Here is a 20,566-nt window from a genome sequence, read left to right as displayed (position 1 = left end):
GTTCCTTTGCTAAGCTTCTCCCATGCCGACCGCCCGCCGCACCCAGCAGGAACGCCGAGACCAGGCCGAAGCCGCGTTGCTGACCGCCGCCGCCGAACTCGTCGTCGAGCAGGGCGTGCGTTCGCTGACGCTCGCCCGCGTCGGGGAACGCGCGGGGTACAGCCGCGGCATCGTGACCCACCACTTCGGCGGCAAGCAGGCCCTGGTCGAACGGCTGGCGCGGGCCACGCAGACCGGCTTCGTCCCGGGCCTCGAAGACGTCCCCCCGGGACTCGACCGCCTGCTGCGCCTGATCGACGGCTACCTCGGCCGGCTCGGCCGGATCGAGGTGTTCAACCAGGCGTTCCTGGTGCTGTGGGCGGAGGCCGCCACCCAGCCGGACCTGGCCCCGATCTTCCGCGAGCGCGACGCGGCCTTCCGCGCCGACCTGCAAGCGGACGTCGAGGCCGGGATCAAGGACGGGACGATCGACGGGAGCGTCAGCGCGGCCGAGACCGCGACGGCGGTCGTGGGGCAGCTGCGCGGGATCGCGCTGCAACGGCTGCTCGATCCGGGGAGCGTCGAGACGGAGGCGCTGCGGCGGAGCGTCACCGACTACTGGCGCCGGGCGCTTCGGCCTGCCGGCTGAGGTGTGACCGGCCGCGACCTCGGGTCCCCCGCCCGAACATCCACTTCCCGGCGGCGACCCCTTAGGCTCTTCGTCGGACCGCGGAGGGAGGTGGCGGGGTGACCGGGCGGCTGCCGCGGATCAAGCGCGTGACGATCGAAGACGTGGCCAAGGCGGCCGGGGTGGGCCGGCAGACGGTTTCGCGTGCCCTGCGGGACCTGCCGGAGATCGCGCCCGAGACCCGCGAGCGCGTGCTGGCGGCCGCGAGCCGGCTGGGTTACCGGCCGAGCGCGCTGGCGAAGGGCATGCGCACCCAGCGTTCGGACGTCATCGCGCTCGTCGTGTCCGACATCGCGAACCCCTTCTACCCCGCCGTGGCGCGCGGGGTGTACGACGCGGCGGAGGCCGCCGGGTGCAGCGTCGTGCTGTACAACACCGATGCCGACCCGGGCCGCGAACGCGACGCCATCGAGGACGCGCTGGCCCGCTCCGCGCGGGGCGTCATCGGGTTCTTCTACGGGACACCCGAAGACGTCCTCGCCGGCTACGCGCGCTTGGTGCCGCTGGTCGTCGCCGACCGCGAGCTGCCGACCGACGTGGCGGCCTCGGTGAGCAACGACTTCGCGGCCGGGACCGCGGCCGCGGTGGAGCTGCTGGCCCGACGCCCGGACGCCTGCCTCGGCATGCTGGACAGCTCGGTCGGGGTCGCGGTGGACGAACGCCGGCTGGCCTTCCTCGCCGCCTGCGCCGCCCACGGATTCGGCGACGTCTCGGCCCGGATCGTGCAGGGACCGCCGAGCATCGCGGGTGGCACCGAGGCGACCCGGCAGCTCCTCGACGCCTGGCCGGACGTCAACGGCATCTTCGCGTTCAACGACCTGATGGGCATCGGCGCGGTGCAGGCGGTACTCGCGCGCGGAGCGGCCGTCCCGGCCGACTGCGCCGTGGTCGGCTTCGACGACCTGGAGATGTCGGCCTACCTGAACCCACCGCTCAGCACGGTCCGGATCGACAAGTACGACCACGGCCAGGCCCTGGTCCGGGCCCTGCTGGCGGACACGGGCGAGCGGATTTCACTGCCGGTTTCGTTGATCACCCGCGCCACCGCCTGAGTCGATCGGCCACCTCGTGATGCTGGCCAGCGACCGGCTGTACCCGGTGACGTTCGGGCTGTACATGCTCAACACCCCAGATCACGCGGGATCCGGACCTGAAGGCGATCGTCGTCACCGGTTCACTGCTGTCGATCAGCCCGCTGATCCTGGCTTTCCCGGCGCTGCAACGGTTCTGGCGCACCGGGCTGGCGGCCGGGGCGGTCAGCGGGGGTTCGCGCGCAGGGCGTACCGGCGTTCCGCGTAGGCCAGGTCATCCCGCCACAGCCGCGCGGCGGCCCGGCGCATGAGCGGCCGCAGCGCCGGCGCGAACCGGGCGGCGTGGGCGAACCCCGGCCGGTCCGACGCCGCGATCGTCGCCTCGATCACCGCCGTTTCCGGGCGGCCGCCGTCGCCGGGACCGAGCGGGGTGGCGTGCGTCTCCACCACGCTGCCGGTCCCCTCACCGTCCACAATGGTCATCAGCACGGTGCGCGGGCCGGGGCAGGTGAACTCCGCGACCACCGGAACGCCGATCTTCCCCGCGAGGCGGAACGTCACCTCGACGACGAACCGGTCGTCCTCCTCCGCGACGTCGACGCCCTGCGGCGCCGACAGCACGCGCAGCCGCGCGAACGAGTACGGGTGGAACCAGGCGCCGTGCCACGGGTCGAGGCGGTTGGCCACGACGTCTTCCGGCTCGCAGACGCCCGCGAGCGTCGCGACCGCGTCGACCGTCGTCCCGCCGGGACGGACCGGCACCGGCGGGCGTTCGGTGGGTGGCTCGCCGCCGGCGCGGTCGAGGCGGACCCACGCGAGCACGCCGTCGTCGTGGGACGGCAGGGCGGTCCACCCGGGACGGTCCGCGCCGACGCGCAGGCCGTGCCAGCGGCAGACCAGCTCCCCGCAGTGCACCCGCGCCTGGTCCAGCGGGGCGCCGAGGTGCGGGCACGCGCCCGGGCCGACGAGCAGGCCACCGTCCGGCCCGCGCCACGCGACCAGTTCGCGGCCGGCCACCCGCACCCCGAGCGGCCGGTCCGCGCGCACCTCGCGGGCGGCCGCGAAGACGAACCAGTTGCCGGACGGCCGGGTACCCGCCCGCTTGACGGCGGCTTCGATCAGCGCGGGACTGCATTCCCGGTAGGTGGGTTCCTGCCGCGCCCAGGCCGGCTCCCGGAACGGCCGCACGGGCCACCGCGCCGGCCAGCGCTCGATCACCTGCCGCTTGAAGTCCACGTGACACACTCCCACCCGACGCAGCCGGCCGACCGGACCGGCACGCGAGCCATCCTCAGCCATGTGGAGCGATTGCGCAACGCTTCCGGGAGGGCGGCCACGCGTTCAGGTGCCGATGGGCGGGGTCGGGCGCGCCGGTCACCGCCGAAACCGCGCGGAACACCACAGCGCCTCAACGCCAGGCGCCAGAGCACGAACCCACGCGTTCAGGTGCCGACGAGCCCGATCGAGCGCGCCGATGACCGCCGAAACCCAGGCAGGCCTACGCCTTCACCCGCTCAGCCGCCAGGTCCAGCGCCCCCGCCAGGTCATTCACCCACGCCCCGTCGCGCCCGGCCAGGCTCTCCCATCCCGGCCCGGCCGGCACGACGTCGAAGCCGTGTCCGCGCAGCCGGCGGACCAGGCCGTCGTCTGCCGTGGCCGGGGACATCGACCACAGGAACACCGTTGCCGGGGCGAGCTTGGCCGCGACCGCCGCCGTCGTCTCGGCCGGGACCAGCTGGCCCAGGTACACCGCCGGGATGCCGATCTCCACCATCGCGGCCCGCAGCACCTCCATCGGCAGGCTGTGCCGCTCGTCCGGGCAGCACGCCAGCAGCACCACGCGGCCGGGCGGGATGTTCGCGAACCGGGCGCTGTAGCGCTGCAAGGCCAGGGAAATCTCGCCCGTCAGCGCCCATTCGGACTCGAAGCACACGTCGCCGCGCAGCCAGCGGCCGCCGAGGTGGCCCAGCACCGGGACGAGCACGTCGGTCCACGCGCGTGCGGGGCCCAGCGCGTCGAGCAGCTCGTCCAGCAACGCCGCCAGCGCCGCGAAATCGAGGCCCTCCGCCGCCACCTCCAGCTCTTCGATGCGCCGGCCGGCCGGGACGTCCGGCACCGCGTCCGCCAGGCCCGAGAAGACCGCCGCGGCGGCTTCGCGGGCGCGCAGGCCGCGGTCGATGAGGCGCTGCATGTGCTGCAGCCGGCGGACGTCGGCGTCGGAGTAGCGCCGGTGCCGGCCGTCGTCCCGCAGGGAGGGGCCGACGCCGTAGCGCGCCGCCCAGGTGCGCAGCGTCACCGGCGAGACGCCGAGCAGTTCGGCGACCTTGCCGGGCGTCCACGAACCCCGGCCCTCCCCCGCGTCGACGTCCATCCGCATCACGTTCCTACAAGCCGGGCCCCTGTCCGCTCCTGACGTCCGACATGTGCCGCAGTTCACAGTTTATCCGGCACGCCTCCGGCGATGTCCCGGTCGAGCCCGGGCGGCGCGTCCCGTCTTCACTCGTTCAAGTGGACAAGCTACACCCCATATGAAACGGTTGCGAATCGAATAGCCTGACTGTGGGAGGGCGGCGATGACCGCGACGATGACGCCGGCCGACCGGCTGGACGCCCTGGGCCTGCGCTGCCTGGCCGAGGCGCACGGTTTCGTGACCGAGCGGGCGGCCGAACACTTCGCCGGGCGCAGCGAAGGCGCGCTCGCGGAAACGGCGGTGCCCGAGTTCGTCGCGGGCGGGAAGTGCCTCCGGCCGCTGTTCGCCTACGTCGGCTGGCGGTGCGGGCAACCGGACTCCGACGCGGCGATCCGGGCGGCCGCCGCGCTCGAGCTGCTGCACTGCTTCGCCCTGGTCCAGGACGACGTCATGGACGGCTCGGAACTGCGCCGGGGCCGGGCCGCCCTGCACGTCCGGTTCGCCCGGTGGCACGAGGAGCAGGGCTGGGCCGGCTCGGCCACCCGCTTCGGCGAGTCCGCCGCGACGCTGTTCGGCGACCTCTTCCTGGTCTGGTCCGAGCAGCTGCTGCGCGAAAGCGGGCTGCCCCCGGCGCAGCTGGCCCGCGCGTGGCCGCACTACGACTCGATGCGGGCCGAGCTGGCCGTCGGCCAGCTCGCCGACCTGGTCAACGACGCGCGGGCGCTGCCCAGCTGGGACACCCTGCTCGACGTCCTGCGCCGCAAGTCCGGCAACTACACCGTGCGGCGGCCGCTGGAGTTCGGCGCGGCGCTGGCCGGCTGCGGCCCGGAGCTGACCGCCGGGCTCTCGGAGTTCGGCGGCCTGGTCGGCGAGGCGTTCCAGCTCCGCGACGACCTGCTGGGCGTGTTCGGCGACCCGGCCGTCACGGGCAAGCCCGCCGGGCAGGACCTGCGCGACCGCAAGGCGTCCAGCGTCGTCGTGCTCGCCGCGGCGATGGCCGACCGGCGCCGGCAGACCGAGCTCGCCGAGCTGCTCGACCTCCCCGCCGTCGACGACGACGCCGTCGGACGCTGGCGGGAGCTGATCGTGGCCACCGGGGCACGCGACCGCCTGGGCGAGCTGATCCGGGAACGGGCCGACAAGGCGCTCGCGGCGATCGACCCCGCGGTGGTCCCGCGTCCGGCCGCCGACCTGCTCGCCGCGCTCGCGGCCCGCTGCACGGACCGCGACCGATGAGGACGGTGCCCGGACCGGCGGACCGCGTCGTCGTCGTGGGTGCCGGGCTGGCCGGCCTGGCCGCGGCGCTGCACCTCGCCGGCCGGGACCGCGAGGTCACCGTCCTGGAGCGCGACCCCGGCCCGGGCGGCCGCGCCGGCCGCGTCGAGCGCGGCGGCTACCTGCTCGACACCGGCCCGACCGTGCTGACCATGCCGTCGATCCTGCGGGACACCTTCGCCGCGGTCGGCGCCGACCTGGCCGCGGAACTGCCGCTGACCCGCCTCGATCCGGCGTACGTCGCGCAGTTCGCCGACGGCAGCACGCTGCCCGTGCACTCCGGCGCGGACGCGATGACCGAAGCCGTCCGCGAGTTCGCCGGGCCGGCCGAGGCCGCGGGCTACATCCGCCTGCGCGAGTGGCTGACGAAGCTGTACCGCGCGGAGTTCGGCCGGTTCGTCGACGCCAACATCGACTCCCCGCTCGGCATGCTGCGGCCGGAACTGGCCCGGCTCGTGGCTCTGGGCGGGTTCCGCCGGCTCGACGGCCGGGTCGGCCGGTTCCTCGCCGACGAGCGGCTCAAGCGGGTCTTCACCTTCCAGGCGCTCTACGCGGGCGAATCCCCGATGCACGCCTTGGCGCTGTACGCGGTGATCTCGTACATGGACACCGTCGGCGGGGTGTACTTCCCCACCGGCGGCATCGCCGCCCTGCCCCGGGCGCTGGCCCGGGTCGCGGCCGAGGCCGGGGTCAAGTTCGAGTACGGCGACGCCGTGCACACCCTCGAACGCCGCGGCAGCCGCGTCACCGCCGTCCGCACCGCCTCCGGGGCCCGGTACCCGTGCGACGCCGTCGTCCTCACCACCGAGCTGCCCGAGAGCTACCGGCTGCTCGGCCGGCAGCCGCGGCGGCCGGTCCCGCTCCGGGCCGCGCCGTCGGCGCTCGTGGTGCACGCCGGCGGCCCCGCCCGGCACCCGGACGTCGCCCACCACACGATCTCCTTCGGGCACGGCTGGTGGTCGACCTTCGACGAGCTGATCACGCAGGGACGGCGGATGAGCGATCCGTCGCTGCTCGTCACGCGGCCGACCGCGTCCGATCCCGGGCTCGCCCCGCCCGGCCGCGAGCTCTACTCCGTGCTCGCGCCGGTGCCCAACCTCGACCGCGGGTCCGCGGACTGGACACGCGAGTCGGACGCCTACGCCGAGGAGATCCTCGACGTCGCCCGGGACCGGCTGCTGCCCGGCTTCGAACCGGAGTTCACGCACGTGCTCGGGCCGGCCGAGTGGGCGGAGCGCGGGCTGGTCGCCGGGACGCCGTTCAGCTACGCGCACTCCTTCGCCCAGACCGGGCCGTTCCGGCCGCGCAACCTGCCGCGCGGGACGGACAACGCCGTCCTGGCCGGCGGCGCCACCGTGCCCGGCGTCGGGGTGCCGACCGTGCTCATTTCCGGCAGACTGGCCGCCGAACGGATCACCGGAGGGACCCGATGACCCGACGTGAACTCGACGCCGCCGGCATCCGCGCACCGGGACTGCGCTCGGCCTACACGTGGTGCCGCGAGCTCAACGCCCGCCACGGCCGCACCTACTTCCTCGCGACGCGGCTGCTGACCCCGGCCCAGCGGCCGGCGATCCACGCGCTCTACGGCTTCGCCCGCTGGCTCGACGACATCGTCGACGAGCCGGCCGCCGACGCGACCCCGGAAACCCTGTCCGCCCGGCTGCACGAGGTCGAAGACCGTTTCCTGGCCGATCTGAAGGCCGGCGTGAGCGACGACCCGCTGCTCACCGCCGTGATCGACACGGCGGCGCGGTACGCGCTGCCCGAGGCGTACTTCCGGGCCTTCTTCACCTCGATGCGGATGGACCTCACCGTCACCGGCTACGCCACCCGCGCCGAGCTCGACACCTACGTGCACGGCTCGGCCGAGGTGATCGGGCTGCAGGTGCTGCCGGTGCTCGGCACCGTCGCGCCGCGCGAGGAGGCCGAGCCGCGGGCCGCCGCGCTCGGGAAAGCCTTCCAGCTCACCAACTTCCTGCGCGACGTCGCCGAGGACCTGGCCCGCGGGCGCGTCTACCTGCCGGCCGACGAACTGGCCGCGCACGGCGTCGACCGCGACCGGCTGACGTGGTGCGCCCGCCGCGGCCGGGCCGACCAGCCGGTCCGGGCCGCGATCCGGAACCAGATCGCCGTCACCCGCGACGTGTACGCCGAGGCCCGCCCCGGGATCGCCATGCTGCACCCGGTTTCCCGCCCGTGCGTGGCCACGGCCGCGACCCTGTACGGGCGGATCCTCGATCGCATCGAAGCCGCCGGCCACGACGTCTTCGCCGGGCGTGCGGCGGTTTCCCGCGGGCAGCGGCTGCTGGTGGCGTGCGGGGCGGTCGCGCGAACGCAGTGGGCGCGGGCCCGGCACCCGGCGCCGGCGCTCCCGGTGGCGGTGGGCTGACGTGGGCCAGGTCGAATACCTCGTCGTGCTGGCGGCCTGCGTCCTGGTGACCCTGCCGCTGGAGCTCGCGGGCGCACGGGTGTACCGGCAGCCGCGGCGGCTGGTCCGCACGGTGCTGCCGGTGGCGCTGGTGTTCCTCGTCTGGGACGCGCTGGCGATCGCCGGCCGCGTCTGGGACTACGCGCCGGGCCGCGTCACCGGGGTCCGCGCGCCCTTCGCCGTGCCGCTGGAGGAGGTCCTGTTCTTCGTGGTGATCCCGATCTGCGGGCTGCTGACCTACGAGGCCGTCCAGCTCACCGCCGCGCTGGTGCGCCGGCTCGCCCGGAAGGAGGCGCGCCGGTGATCCCCTGGGGCTACACCGTGCCCGCGGTCGCCGCGGTGGTCCTCGTCGTGCTGGCCGAGCTCCGCCTGCTGCGCACGGGCCTGTTCCGGCGGGCGGCCTACTGGGTCACGATGGCCATCGTGACCGCCTTCCAGATCCCGGTGGACGGCTGGCTCACCAAGCTGTCGGACCCGATCGTCCGCTACTCCCCCGAGCACATCACCGGCTGGCGCTTCCCGTGGGACATCCCGGTCGAGGACTTCCTCTTCGGCTTCGCGCTCGTGACCGCGGTGCTGCTGGTGTGGGAACGGACCGGCCCCCGCGAGGAGCGAACATGACCCAGCTGTCCAAGGACGGTCTCCCCCGCGCTTCGGTGCCGTCGGCCTTCGATACCGAAGCACGCTGGTACGACCGGCTGGTCGGGGCCAACCCGGGCTACCACGAGCACCTCCGGATTTCGGCGCGGCGGCTGGACCTGCCGGCGGACGGCACGGGCCTGCGGCTGCTGGACGCCGGCTGCGGCACCGGCGCGTCGACGGCCGCGTTGCTCTCGGCCGCGCCCGGGGCGGAGATCACCGCCTTCGACGCTTCCAGGGAGATGCTCGCGCGGGCCCGGGCGAAGACCTGGCCCGGCGACGTCACTTTCGTGCACACGCCGGTCGAGGAGCTGGCCGGGATCTCCGGCCCGTTCGACGCGATCCTGGCGGCGTACCTGCTGCGCAACCTGACCGACCCGGACACGCAGCTGCGGCGGCTGCGCGGGTTGCTGCGTCCCGGCGGCCGCATCGCGATCCACGAGTACTCCGTCCGCGACTCGCGGCGCGCCCGGTGGGTGTGGAACGCCGTCTGCGCGGGCGTGATCATCCCGCTGGGGAAGGCGACCACCGGGGACGCGACCCTCTACCGCCACCTGCGCCGCAGCGTGGCCGAGTTCGACGGGATCGGTGCGCTGGCCGGCCGGCTCGCCGACGCCGGGTTCACCGACGTCCGGACCGGCACGATGCCCGGCTGGCAGCGCGGCATCGTCCACACCGTCCTCGGCACCAACCCGCAGGAGCACCCGTGACCCTCGGCACCGACCGCCGCATCGAGACCCGGCCGGCACCGCCCGGCCTGCCCGACGCCGGGCGGCTCGGCCGTCGGCCGGCCGCGGCGGTCGTCGGCGGCGGCATCGCGGGCCTCACCGCGGCCACCGGGCTGGCCGAGCGGGGTGTCACCGTGACGCTGTTCGAGCGGGACGGCCACCTCGGCGGCCGGGTCGGCGGCTGGGCCGACCGGCTGCCGGACGGGACGCCGGTGACGATGAGCCGGGGCTTCCACGCCTTCTTCCGCCAGTACTACAACCTGCGGTCGCTGCTGATGCGCACCGATCCCGGCTTGGACCGGCTCACGCCGCTGGCCGACTACCCGTTGCTGGACGCCCAGGGCCGCACGGACACCTTCGCCGGGCTCCCCCGGACACCGCCGTGGAACGCGCTGGCGTTCGCCTGGCGGAGCCCGACGTTCACCGCGCGGGACCTGCTGCGCCTCAACGGCCGCGGCGCCCTGCCGCTGGCGACGGTGAGCGTGCCGGAGATCTACCACCGGCTCGACGGCACCGACGCCGCCGGCTTCCTGGAGGCCATCAACTTCCCGGAGGCGGCCCGGCACCTGGCGTTCGAGGTGTTCTCCCGCAGCTTCTTCGCCGATCCCCGCGAGCTTTCCGCCGCGGAGCTGGCGACCATGTTCCACCTGTACTTCCTGGGTTCCAGCGAAGGCCTGGTGTTCGACGTGCCGGCCGAGCCGTTCCCGCAGGCCCTGTGGGATCCCCTGGCCGGGTACCTGACCGATCGCCGGGTGACCATCCGGTCCGGTACCCCGGTGGCATCGCTGGACCGCACGGCGGCCGGGTTCACGGTCACCACGGCGGAGGACTCCACGCCGTTCGACGCCGTCGTTCTCGCCTGTGACGTGCGCGGGCTGCAGGAGATCGTCGCCGCTTCGCCCGGCGTCGGCACGCCCGAGTGGCGGGACGCCGTCGCGGGCCTGCGCACCGCGCCGCCGTTCCTCGTCCGCCGGCTCTGGCTCGACCGGCCGGTCGACGCCGCCCGGCCGGCCTTCCTGGGCACCGGGAGCGTGCCGCCGCTGGACAACATCAGCCTGCTCGACCGGTACGAGGGCGAGGCGCGGCGGTGGGCCGGCCGCACCGGCGGCTCGGTCGTCGAGCTCCACGCCTACGCCGCCGCGACCGACGACCGCGAGACCCTGGTCAAGGCGGTCGACGACCGGATGCACGCGATCTACCCGGAAACGCTCGGCGCGCGCGTCACCGGCTCGATTTCGCTGTGGCGCGAGGACTGCCCGCTCTTCGGGCTCGGTGACTTCGCGCGCCGCCCCACGGTCACCACCCCGGACCCGGCGCTGGCGCTGGCCGGCGACGGCGTGCGGATCGACCTGCCGGTCGCGCTGATGGAACGCGCGGCCACCACCGGCTGGGCCGCGGCGAACGCGCTGCTCGCCGGCTGGGGACTCGCCGGGCACCCGCTGCGCTCGGTGCCCAACCGCGGCCGGATCGGCCTGCTGAACCGGCTCGCTTCGGCCACCGCCCGGGGAGCGTGATGACGGACCACGAAGTCGTGATCGCCGGGGCCGGCCTCGCCGGGCTGGCCGCCGCCGTGACGCTGCACCGGGCCGGGGTGCCCTGCGCGGTGCTGGAGGCCGCGGACGACGTCGGCGGCCGCGTCCGGACCGACGTCGTCGACGGCTTCCGCCTCGACCGCGGGTTCCAGATCCTCAACCCGGCCTACCCGGCGATCCGGCGGCTGATGGACGTCGACGCGTTGCGGCTGGGCCGGTTCTGGCGCGCGGTCCGGGTGGCCGACGACGACCGCGTCTCGCTGCTCGGGAACCCGATCGACACGCCCAAGGCGCTGCGTGATATCGCGGCCCGGCGTTACCTGTCGGCCAAGGACCTGGCGGCGCTGGGCGCGCTGTCCGCCCGCGTCGCCGCCGGACCGGCGAAGGCGATCGTCGACCGTGACGACCGCACGACGCTCGACGAGCTGCGGCGCGCCGGGGTGTCCGCGCGGGCCGTGGAGACCGTGTTCCGGCCGTTCCTCTCCGGGGTGTTCCTGGAGGGCGAGCTGACCACCTCGGCACGGTTCTTCCAGCTGGTGTGGCGCAGCTTCCTGCGGTCGGCCCCGTCGCTGCCGGCGCTCGGCATGGGCGAGCTCCCGCGGCAGATCGCCCGCACCCTGCCGACGTCGGCGGTCCACCTGGACACGCCGGTCGAGGAAGTGCGCCCGGGCCGGGTCCGCACGGCCGGCGGCGAGACCTGGACGGCCCGCGCGGTCGTCGTCGCGACCGACGGCTCCACGGCGGCCCGGCTGACCGGCGTCGAAGCGCCGCGGTGGAACAGCGGGACCACGTGGTACTTCACGCCGCCACGGTCGCCGTTGCGCGAACCGGTCATCGTGGTCGACGCGCGGGGCGGGCCGGTGACCAACACCAGCGTGGTCAGCGAGGTGTGCCGCAGCTATGCCCCGCCGGGAGCGGCGCTGGTGAGCGCGTCGGCGCTGACCACGCTGCCGGAGGACGAAGTGCGCCGGGCGCTGGGCCGGCTGTACCGCACGGACACGAGCCGCTGGCCGCTGATCGGCCGGTACGAGATCCCCCACGGCCTGCCGTCGATGCCGCCACCGCACGAGATCCGCCGTCCGGTCCGCCTGGGCGACGGCGTGTACGTGTGCGGCGACCACCGGGACACCAGCTCCCTCCAGGGCGCCTTGGCCTCAGGGGCGCGGGCGGCCCGTGCCGTGCTCACCGATCTGGGCCGGCCGCCGCACGCCGGCTGAGCACCGGCAGGCGCGAAACGGCGTTTCGCGTTACGACATCCGGTGGTAATTCGCGTACCCGGGGCCGGGAACCGCGGCGCATTGTGCCAATCCGCGGCACGGAAAGTGCCGTGTCGAGCGACTCCCCTCACCGGATAGTGTGATTTCGCCGCGGCGATCTTCCGTATTCCGGCGCAGCGCGGCCCTGTTCTCCGTAGACCTGACCGGGCGCCGCAACCCGTTGAGCTCCTTGACATGCGGCGCTCCGAGTGACGCTCCGGCTCGCCGCTAACGAAATCCCGCGCATTCCGTCTTCCCCAGGCAACCCGCAATAAACCGGCCTTTCGGAAGGGAAGTCCATGTCGCGGAGCTCCTTGTTCGTCGCGCTGACCACGGTCAGTGCCCTGCTCCTCCCGGCCGCGGTGGCGGCCGCCGCGCCGCCCGGCGTCGATCCGGCCACCGTCGACCTCACGCTCGCCGCCGGGCAGAGCGCCGGCGTCACCAAGCACGTCACCACCTCCGCCGTGCCGCCGAACCCGGACCTCGTGCTGCTCGCGGACACCACCGGGAGCATGGGCGGCGCGATCGACAACGTCCGCGCCAACGCGAACGCCATCACCGGGGACGTGCTCGCCGCGCAGCCGACCGCCCAGTTCGGCGTGGCCGAGTACAAGGACTTCTCCGACTCCGTGCCGTTCAAGGTCAACCAGGCCATCACCGGCAACACCGCGGCGGTGCAGGCCGGCATCAACCAGTGGTCGGCGGCCGGCGGCGGTGACACCCCCGAAGCCGACCTCAACGCCCTGTACGAACTGGCCAGCGGGGCCGTCAGCTTCCGCCCCGACGGCACCCGCATCATCGCCTGGTTCGGCGACGCGCCGTCGCACGACCCCAGTGGCGGGCACACCCTGGCCCAGACCATCGAAGCGCTCAAGGCGGCGAACATCCGGGTCGTCGCGGTCAACGTCGGTGCGCTGGACGCCGAGGGCCAGGCGAGCGCCATCGCCACGGCCACCGGCGGCGTGCTGCTGAACAACGTGCCGGCCGACCAGGTGTCGCAGGCCATCCTCGACGGCATCAAGTCCATCGAGGTCACGGTGACGCCGAAGGTCACCGGCTGCGACCCGCAGCTGACGGTCACCAACGCCCCGGCGAGCGTCAAGGTGCCCAGCGGGGACGTCGCGACGTTCACCGAGACCGTCGCCGCCGCGGCCGACGCCGCCCCGGGCACGTACCACTGCACGGTCGACTACCTGGTCGACGGCGTGTCCCGCGGTTTCGTCGAGACGACGACCGTGCGGGTACTCGGTCTGAGCATCAACGACGTCACGGTGGACGAGGGCTCCGGCGGCGCGCCGGTGCCGGCGACCTTCACCGTGTCGTTGCTCGGGGGTGCCAGCCCGAACCCGGTGACGGTGCACTACGCCACCGCGAACGGCACCGCCACCGCACCGGCGGACTACCAGGCGGCGAGCGGGGACGTCATCTTCGCCCCCGGTGAAACGGCCAAGCCGGTGACCGTGCTGGTCGACCCGGACACCGTCGACGAGCCGGACGAGACGTTCACCGTGACACTCTCGAACCCGGTCGGCGCGGGGCTGGTCGACCCCACCGGCGTCGGCACGATCGTCGACGACGACCGGGACGGCGTGTTCTCCTGCACCGGCACCGCCGCGAACGTCATCGGCATCACCGCCGCCGTGGCGAACCCGGCGAACCTGCCCTGCGCCGACGACAGCAAGACCGTCCTCGACGCGACGCTCAACGCCGGCCTGATCAAGGTCCAGACGCACGCGCTGACCGCCTCGACCGACCTGAGCCCCGACGACCAGTCGGCGGCTCCGGCGGCGGGTGACCACGCGCTGGCGTCGGCCAAGATCGACAAGACGGTGATCAGCACGGTCGGGCTGACCATCGAGCTGGGCGTGATCCAGTCGCAGGCGGCGGCGACCTGCCAGCCGGCTCCGGGCGGCCTCGCCCCGGCGCTGACCGGCAGCTCGAACATCGCCTCGCTGAAGATCAACGGCGTCCCGGTCACGGTGGGCACGGCGCCGCTGACCATCGCGCTGGTCATCGGCTCGCTGAAGCTGAACGGCCAGACCATCGCGAACGGCGTCGTGAAGCAGCAGGCCGTCGTGCTGGAAACCCCGCTGGCGAAGATCGTGCTGGCGGAGTCCCAGGCCGACGTGCACGGCACCGCCGCGCACCCGGCCGGCAACCCGTGCCGGCGCTGACCCGGTGAACCACCCGGGGCGGGCGGCCACCGCCCGCCCCGGGCTTCACAGCTCGTGGGCCGTGCCCTCGCCGGTGGTGACCAGCAGGGCGCTCCAGGCCGCGGCCGGGCTGATGTTGAGCAGCACCGCGCGGCCGTCGAACTCGCCGGTTTCCCGGGCACCGGAGAGGTTGAAGAAGACGTCGTTGGGCCCGAGGTGGCCGTAGCGGGCCAGGTTCTCGAAGCACGCCTTCGCGATCGGGACGCCGATCGCCTCCGACCAGTTCCGGAACGCGGCCGTGGACAGGTTCTGCGTGAGGTAGCACGGGACGTCGGCCGGGGTCAGGCCGTTGCGGCCGAGGAGCCGGGCGAGCAGGTCCCGCAGCCGGTTGCGCGTCTCCACGGCCAGCCGGAAGGAATAGACCGCCGGGTCGGTGCACTCTTCGCGCCAGCGGGCGAACTCCTCGTCGCGGTATTCGACGCGGAACAGGTCCGCGTAGGCCCCGTTCGTCTCCAGCAGGATGTCCCGGATCCGGAGCTTTCCCCGGCGGCGCAGCAGAAGCGCGCCCCCGCTGTCGCCGTTGACCGTGACCGGGTGGCGGTAGCGAGCAGGGGTCGCGGGCTTGCTCCCGTGCACCACGAGCACGTTTTCCAGGCCCGGATCCGCGCGCAGCAACCCGCTCGCGGCGAGCAACGCCGGGGTGAGGGACGCGCAGCCGAGGCCGCCGACGGAAAACGCCATCGCCCGGTCCGCGCCGAGCATCGCCTGCAGCCGCGTGGCTTCCGAGCTGACCAGCGTCTCCGGGGCGCGCGGCTCCACGGTCAGGACGACGTCGACGTCGGCGGCGTCGAGGCCGGCGGTGGCCAGCGCGCGCCGGCCCGCCCGGGCGGCCAGCTCGGCCGCGGTGAGGGTGTCGTCGGCCGGGACCCGGTCGATGCCCAGTGCGGCGCAGGTGGCGCGTTCGGTTTCGGGAAGCGTGGCCAGCTCGGGCAGTTCGGCGACGGCGAGGGACGTCTCGGGCAGGTACCACGCCGAGGCCGCGAGCGCGATCACGCGCCGGGGAGTTCGGTGAAGGCGCGGACGATCTCGTCGGCGAGGGAGTCCAGGCGGTCCTCGCCGACCCCGCCGGCCACGGCCAGCCGCAGCGCGCCGTCCCGCACCGCGCTCGTCACGACCAGCGGGAACCAGGACGCCACCGCGCGCTTCAGGTTCACCGACAGGTCCCAGCGGGTCCGCAGCAGGCGGACGCCGGAGTCGAACGCGGAGGTGTCGCTCGGCCCGTGCAGCACGAGCACCTCCGGTTCCGGCAGGGCCCGCAGCCGCGCGGTGCCGGGCGAGTCCGGCGAGAGGTGGCGCAGCATCCCGTAGCCGACGCCGTCGTTCGGCACCGACCGCGCGCGGTCGGTGATCTCCGGCAGGCAGTCCCGGGCCGTGCTGCCCGGCTCGACCGGCAGCACCAGCGGGTGCAGGGTGGTGAACCAGCCCACCGACGGGCCGCGCCCGGCCAGCCGGAACGGGTTCGGGGTGGCCTCGCCCTCGGTCATCACGAACGCGCTCGGCGCGTCCTGCCACCGGGCCAGGCCGCACGAAACCGCGCACAGCGCCGCTTCCCGGCCTTCCGCGCCGCCGGCGGACAGCAGCGTCGCGACCGCGGGGTCGTCGAGGGTCCGGGTGGTGATGCCGTCGCCGGGCGAGCCGCCGATCGTGCCGGCCGCCGCGCCCGACCGCAGGGTCGCCGTCCAGTAGGTCAGCTCCGCCGAGAGCTCGTCGGAGGCGGCCATGGCCCGCAGGTGCTCGGCCCACTCGCGCCACCGCGGCGGCCGCGGCGCGAGTGACGGCGTGCGGCCCGCGGTGAGGTCGCCGAGCAGGACGTCGAGGTCGTCGAGGACGACCACAGTGGACATGTTGTCGAAGACGAAGTGGTTGACCAGCAGCACGAGCAGGCCGCCGCGGGCGCGGCCGCGGTCGTAGTGGCGGACGCGGAACAGCGGCCCGCGCGCGGGATCCATCTCCGCCTTCATCGCCAGGCAGTCGTCCGCGACGATCCCGAGCTCCTCTTCGGCATCCAGCGGCGGGAGCACCATCGTGTCGAACACGTCCGCCGCGGTCACGTCCGCGACCTCGAGCCGGGCGCCCAGCGCGTTGCGCCGCAGCCGGTAGCGCAGCGGTTCGTGCAGGGCCAGCAGGTGCGAGACCGCCGTCCGGATCGCGGCCGGGGCGACCTCGGGCGTGGTTTCCACCGTGTGCACGTCGACGAAGTCGCCGACGTCGTCGGGCATCCGGCGCAGGAAGCTGTGCATGATCGGGGTCGGCGGGATCGCCCGGAGGGGCTCGGGGGCCGGCGCGCTCGCCGGCGCCGGTGCAAGCGCCGGTGCCGGGCCGTCGACGACCGCGGCCCGGGCCAGCTCGGCGAGGGTGCGGCACTGCAGCAGCTGCTGCGGGGTGAAGTGGACGCCCTCCTTCGCCGCCCGCGCGGCCACCCGGACGCCGAGGACCGAATCGCCGCCGAGGTCGAAGAAGTTGTCCTTCGGCACGACCGGGCCGCCGGTCAGCAGGTCCGCGCAGATCGCGGTGAGGACGTGCTCGGCGCGGGCGATCGGCTCACTGTCCACAAGGGAGGGTACGGTCATGGCGGGCTCACTGCTCCGGTGGGTGGGGGCGGGTCTCGGCTCGCCGGCGACGGCCGGGAGTTCGCCGAGCGGGCGGTCGGGTGCGCGCAGCACGGCGTCGAGCAGGCCGGGCAGCAGCCGGGCGAGCGCGTTCGCCGTCTCACGGTCGAACAACGCCGTCGCGTACTCGAAGTAGCCGTCCATCGGCCCGTCCTGCTGGTCGATGACGCCGACGGTCAGGTCGAACTTGGCGGTGCCGGGCGCGATCCCGGCGATCGTGCCGCTCTCGGCGAAGCGCGAACAGCCCAGGCCGCCCAGTTCGGCGGTGTCCTGCGGGACGTTCTGGTAGGTGTAGGCCACGTCGAACAGCGGCTGGCGGCCGGGCTCGCGCGGTCCGCACACCGCCGAGACGATCTTTTCGAGCGGGATCTCCTCGTGGTCGAGCACCTGCGCGACGGTGTCCGCGCAGCGGCGCACCAGCGCGGTGAACGACAGCGACCCGTCGACCCGCGTGCGGAACGGCGGCAGGTTGTTGAAGTACCCCATCAGCTCGTGCGTCGCCGGGTGCGTCCGGCCGGAGGTGGCCACCGCGACGACGACGTCGGTGAACCCGGCCCAGCGGTGCAGCAGGGCGTCGACCAGCGCGAGCATGGTGACGAACGTCGTCACGCCGTGTTCGCGGCTGAACTTGCGGGCGGCTTCGGCCGCCGGTTCGGCGACGGTGAACTCGACGAGGTCGCCGTCGAAGGTCTGGGCCGGCGGGCGCGGCCGGTCCAGCGGCAGCTGCGCGGTGGGCAGCCCGGCCAGTTCGGTGCGCCAGAACCGCAGGCCGCGTTCGAGGGTCTCCCCCGTCAGCCGCTCCCGTTGCCAGGCCGCGAAGTCGGCGAACTGGAAGGGCAGCTCCGGCAGGTCCGGCGCGCGGCCGGCCAGCCGGGCCTGGTAGAGCTCGGTGAAGTCGCGGAAGAACACCGTCGGGGACCAGCCGTCGAAGACGATGTGGTGGTAGGTCCACAGCAGCACGTGATCGTCCTGCGCCAGGCGCACCAGGGTGATCCGCACCAGCGGGCCGGTGGCCAGGTCGAACGGGCGGACGGCCTCCGTGTCGGCCAGCTCGTGCGCCGCCGCGAGCCGTTCGGGTTCGGGCAGCCCGCTGAGGTCGTGCACGACCAGCCGTGGCGGGGTTTCCAGCAGCCGGATGAAGGGGACGCCGTCGTCGTCGGGAAGGCAGGTGCGCAGCACCTCGTGCCGGTCGACGAGGTCCCGCACCGCCCCGGCGAGCGCGGCTTCGTCCAGCGGCCCGGACAGGCGGAGGTCGTGCGGGATGTTGTAGAGCGCGGTGCCGGGGTTCAGCCGGTCCAGGAACCACAGCTGTTCCTGGCCGAACGACAGCGGCAGCCGGCCGTCGCGCGGGAGCACGGAGACGGCGGGCACGGCACCGGTCCGGCCGCCCTCGGCGCGGATCGCCTCGATCCGGGCGGCGAAGGCCCGCACGGTCGGGTGGCCGTACAGGTCGGCGAACGTCAGCTCGACACCGAAGTCGCGTTCCATGGTGCGCAACGCGGTGATCGCCGCGATCGACGTCCCGCCGTGGGCGAAGTAGTCCGACGCCGGGCCGAGCTCGTCCTCGCCGAGAGCGCGGGCCCAGACTTCGGCGACCCGGCGCTCGGTGTCCACATCGGACACGACGGCCGGTGGTGGTTGCGGGGCGCGGGTTTCGACGGCCGGCGCCCCCGGCGGGCGGCACCAGCAGCGGACGCTCTCGAGCGGGTACGCCGGGGCTTCGATCCGCGGCACGGTGACCCCGGCGTAGTGGCTGTCCCAGTCGAGCCGGACGCCGAGCCGGTAGAGCGAGGCCAGCTGCCGCAGTACCGCCCGCCGGCCGCCGCCGGCGACCAGCTCGACGCAGCCGAGCTCGGGCGCGAGGCGGCGCATCGTCCGGGACAGCACCCCGCCGGTGCCCAGTTCGACCAGCACCGCACCGTCCCGGACGAACCCGCGGACCGCTTCGGCCAGCCGGGCGGCGTCCAGCTCGGAGCCGACGGCCCGGTCCGCCGCGGCCGCCAGTCCGTCCACGAGCGACATCTCGCCGCGGGCGATCCGCACCGACAGGTTGCCCGCGCCGGAGCCGACGAGGTGGGTGTCGGGGATGCCCAGCGACCGGGCCAGCCGGTGCAGGGCGTGCTGGACGGCGACCAGCCGCGGCGCCGGCTCGTCGGGCAGCGGCCGGTCGCCGAGGACCGGCCACGCCGCGCACAGCTCCCGCCAGACCTCGGGTTCGACCCCGCCGTCGCCGGAGAAGAGCAGCACCACCGGCGGCTCGTCCGCGACCGGCGCGTCCGGGACGGCGGCCGACCGCAGCGCCGCCGCGAGGCCCGCGGGCTCGCCGGCGACCACGGCGATCCGGAACGGGTGGTCGTCGCGGCCGCGGTTCATGGCGTGGCCGATCGTCAGCACGCCGTGCCCGCTCTCTTCGGCGAAGGCGGCGACGCGGTCGCGGTAGCCGGCGAGGGCGGACGCCGACTTCGCCGACACCGTGACCAGGTGGCTCGTCCCCGCCGGCTCGGCGGGCGCCGCGGGCGGCGAGGGCTCTTCGACGACGGCGTGCACGTTGGTCCCGGTGAGCCCGAAGGAGCTCAGGCCCGCGCGTCGCGGTCCGTCGCCGTCCCACTCGCCGAACGCCGGGTTGACCCGCACCGGGCCGCCGAAGTCGATCAGCGGGTTCGGCGTCTCGAAGTGCGCGGTCGGGTAGCGGACGCCGCGGCCCACGCTGAGCAGCACCTTGACCAGCCCGGCGACCCCGGCGGCGTTGTCCAGGTGCCCGATGTTGCCCTTGATCGAGCCGATCGCGCAGTGCGGGGACGTCACGCCGGCGTCGAGGAACGCCTGCCGCAGGGCTTCGACTTCGACGACGTCGCCGAGCGGGGTGGCCGAGCCGTGGCACTCGACGTACCCGACGGTGGACGCGTCGACGCCGGCGTCGTGCCAGGCCGCGGTGATCACCTCGGTCTGGGCCTGCCGGCTCGGCGCGCTCATGCTGGCCATCCGGTAGCCGTTGTGGTTGACGGCGATGCCCTTCAGCACCGCGTGCACGTGGTCGCCGTCGGCGAGCGCCGCCGGCAGCGGTTTGAGCACGACGATCCCGCCGCCTTCGCCGCCGACCGCGCCGGTGGCCTTCTCGTCGAACGGCCGGCAGCGGCCTTCGGGCGACTCGACGCCGCGGACCGGGACGTGCCCGGCCTCCCGGATCGGCACCGGCCGCACGCTGACGCCGCCCGCCAGCGCCAGCTCGGCGGCGCCGCTGCGCAGCAGCGCGACGGCGTGCGCGATCGCGACCAGGCTGCCGCTGCACGCGGTGTCGAGGACGAGCGCGGGCCCGGTGAAGTCGTGCCGGTAGCTGATCCGCGCCGCGAGGGCCGCCCCGATGATGCCGAGGATCTGCTGCGGGTCCTCCTCTTCGAAGAGGTCTTCGTAGTCACTGCGCGAGCTCCCGAGCACGACGGCGGTGCGGGAGCCCCGCAGGGCCTGCGGGGCGTAGCAGGCGTTCTCCAGGGCTTCGTGGGCCAGCTGCAGGATCAGCCGCTGGTGCGGGTCCATCCAGGCGGCCTCGGCCGGCGGCACCCCGAAGAACCGGTGGTCGAACCGGTCGATCCGGTCGAGGTAGCCCATCGGCAGGTAGCCGGGGCCGTCCGGGAAACCGGTCTGCCGCAGCCGCTCCGGATCGGGCTGCCCGACCACGTCCCGGCCGGCGGCGAGCAGGTCGTGCACGGCGTCCAGCCCGTGGGCGCCCGGGAGCAGGGCGGACACCCCGATGATCGCCACGTCGTCGTTGCGCAC

15 protein-coding genes are annotated in these 20,566 nt (G+C 74.4%); 11 read left to right on the top strand and 4 right to left on the bottom strand.

The annotated features are described in order from the left end of the window. Positions 1-22 precede the first annotated feature (22 nt). Positions 23-628, top strand: coding sequence for a TetR/AcrR family transcriptional regulator (locus tag AB0M93_RS03975; RefSeq protein WP_364268121.1), 606 nt, complete (start codon positions 23-25; stop codon positions 626-628). Positions 629-726: 98 nt separating this feature from the next. After that, positions 727-1,719 (top strand): LacI family DNA-binding transcriptional regulator, encoded by a 993-nt coding sequence (locus AB0M93_RS03970; protein WP_364268119.1) that lies wholly within the window; start codon positions 727-729, stop codon positions 1,717-1,719. 204 nt (positions 1,720-1,923) lie between these two features. Here the strand turns inward: AB0M93_RS03970 and AB0M93_RS03965 are convergent, their stop codons facing one another. Next, complete coding sequence (locus AB0M93_RS03965; RefSeq protein ID WP_364268117.1) at positions 1,924-2,934, bottom strand: DUF5914 domain-containing protein; 1,011 nt, start codon at positions 2,932-2,934, stop codon at positions 1,924-1,926. Between the two features lie 262 nt (positions 2,935-3,196). Then, positions 3,197-4,069 (bottom strand): MerR family transcriptional regulator, encoded by an 873-nt coding sequence (locus AB0M93_RS03960; protein ID WP_364268115.1) that lies wholly within the window; start codon positions 4,067-4,069, stop codon positions 3,197-3,199. A gap of 202 nt (positions 4,070-4,271) precedes the next feature. Between AB0M93_RS03960 and AB0M93_RS03955 the strand changes: the two genes are divergently transcribed. The 9 genes from AB0M93_RS03955 to AB0M93_RS03915 all read left to right on the top strand — a co-directional run bounded on the left by AB0M93_RS03955 (position 4,272) and on the right by AB0M93_RS03915 (position 14,144). Then, positions 4,272-5,345, top strand: coding sequence for a polyprenyl synthetase family protein (locus AB0M93_RS03955; RefSeq protein WP_364268113.1), 1,074 nt, complete (start codon positions 4,272-4,274; stop codon positions 5,343-5,345). Beyond that, a complete protein-coding gene (gene crtI, locus AB0M93_RS03950; RefSeq protein ID WP_364268111.1) occupies positions 5,342-6,817 on the top strand; it encodes a phytoene desaturase family protein in 1,476 nt (491 codons plus the stop codon). The genes AB0M93_RS03955 and crtI overlap by 4 nt, the downstream gene beginning before the upstream one ends. Beyond that, positions 6,814-7,776: a phytoene/squalene synthase family protein gene (locus tag AB0M93_RS03945; protein ID WP_364268109.1), complete on the top strand. Its 963-nt coding sequence runs from the start codon at positions 6,814-6,816 to the stop codon at positions 7,774-7,776. The genes crtI and AB0M93_RS03945 overlap by 4 nt, the downstream gene beginning before the upstream one ends. A gap of 1 nt (position 7,777) precedes the next feature. After that, on the top strand, positions 7,778-8,119 hold the full coding sequence (locus AB0M93_RS03940) for a lycopene cyclase domain-containing protein (RefSeq protein ID WP_364268107.1): 342 nt from the start codon (positions 7,778-7,780) through the stop codon (positions 8,117-8,119). Continuing rightward, positions 8,116-8,436 (top strand): lycopene cyclase domain-containing protein, encoded by a 321-nt coding sequence (locus AB0M93_RS03935; RefSeq protein ID WP_364268105.1) that lies wholly within the window; start codon positions 8,116-8,118, stop codon positions 8,434-8,436. Before AB0M93_RS03940 ends, AB0M93_RS03935 begins: the two co-directional genes overlap by 4 nt. Then, entirely contained in the window at positions 8,433-9,164 is a 732-nt protein-coding gene (locus AB0M93_RS03930) for a class I SAM-dependent methyltransferase (RefSeq protein ID WP_364268103.1), read from the top strand. The genes AB0M93_RS03935 and AB0M93_RS03930 overlap by 4 nt, the downstream gene beginning before the upstream one ends. Further along, positions 9,161-10,696 carry an NAD(P)/FAD-dependent oxidoreductase gene (locus AB0M93_RS03925; protein WP_364268101.1) on the top strand — a complete coding sequence of 512 codons (1,536 nt, stop codon included), beginning with the start codon at positions 9,161-9,163 and terminating at the stop codon, positions 10,694-10,696. Before AB0M93_RS03930 ends, AB0M93_RS03925 begins: the two co-directional genes overlap by 4 nt. Next, complete coding sequence (locus tag AB0M93_RS03920; protein WP_364268099.1) at positions 10,696-11,931, top strand: NAD(P)/FAD-dependent oxidoreductase; 1,236 nt, start codon at positions 10,696-10,698, stop codon at positions 11,929-11,931. The genes AB0M93_RS03925 and AB0M93_RS03920 overlap by 1 nt, the downstream gene beginning before the upstream one ends. Before the next feature lie 338 nt (positions 11,932-12,269). Beyond that, a complete protein-coding gene (locus AB0M93_RS03915) occupies positions 12,270-14,144 on the top strand; it encodes a Calx-beta domain-containing protein (protein WP_364268097.1) in 1,875 nt (624 codons plus the stop codon). A gap of 45 nt (positions 14,145-14,189) precedes the next feature. Here AB0M93_RS03915 and AB0M93_RS03910 read toward each other — a convergent pair whose 3' ends face one another. Further along, positions 14,190-15,176, bottom strand: a complete 987-nt coding sequence (locus tag AB0M93_RS03910) for a 3-oxoacyl-ACP synthase (RefSeq protein WP_364268095.1) — start codon at positions 15,174-15,176, stop codon at positions 14,190-14,192. Then, a complete protein-coding gene (locus AB0M93_RS03905) occupies positions 15,173-20,566 on the bottom strand; it encodes a condensation domain-containing protein (RefSeq protein WP_364268093.1) in 5,394 nt (1,797 codons plus the stop codon). Before AB0M93_RS03905 ends, AB0M93_RS03910 begins: the two co-directional genes overlap by 4 nt.

This window comes from Amycolatopsis sp. NPDC051102 (assembly GCF_040682815.1).
Lineage (GTDB): Bacteria > Actinomycetota > Actinomycetes > Mycobacteriales > Pseudonocardiaceae > Amycolatopsis.
The sequence above is the reverse complement of the archived record's forward strand: the minus strand, read 5'-3'. Positions and strand labels throughout refer to the sequence as shown.

Coding starts and splice junctions, on each gene's coding strand:
- AB0M93_RS03930 (WP_364268103.1), top strand. CDS start 8,433: ATGACCCAGCTGTCCAAGGACGGTCTCCCCCGCGCTTCGGTGCCGTCG.
- AB0M93_RS03975 (WP_364268121.1), top strand. CDS start 23: ATGCCGACCGCCCGCCGCACCCAGCAGGAACGCCGAGACCAGGCCGAA.
- AB0M93_RS03945 (WP_364268109.1), top strand. CDS start 6,814: ATGACCCGACGTGAACTCGACGCCGCCGGCATCCGCGCACCGGGACTG.
- AB0M93_RS03955 (WP_364268113.1), top strand. CDS start 4,272: ATGACCGCGACGATGACGCCGGCCGACCGGCTGGACGCCCTGGGCCTG.
- AB0M93_RS03915 (WP_364268097.1), top strand. CDS start 12,270: ATGTCGCGGAGCTCCTTGTTCGTCGCGCTGACCACGGTCAGTGCCCTG.
- AB0M93_RS03960 (WP_364268115.1), bottom strand. CDS start 4,069: ATGGACGTCGACGCGGGGGAGGGCCGGGGTTCGTGGACGCCCGGCAAG.
- crtI (WP_364268111.1), top strand. CDS start 5,342: ATGAGGACGGTGCCCGGACCGGCGGACCGCGTCGTCGTCGTGGGTGCC.
- AB0M93_RS03920 (WP_364268099.1), top strand. CDS start 10,696: ATGACGGACCACGAAGTCGTGATCGCCGGGGCCGGCCTCGCCGGGCTG.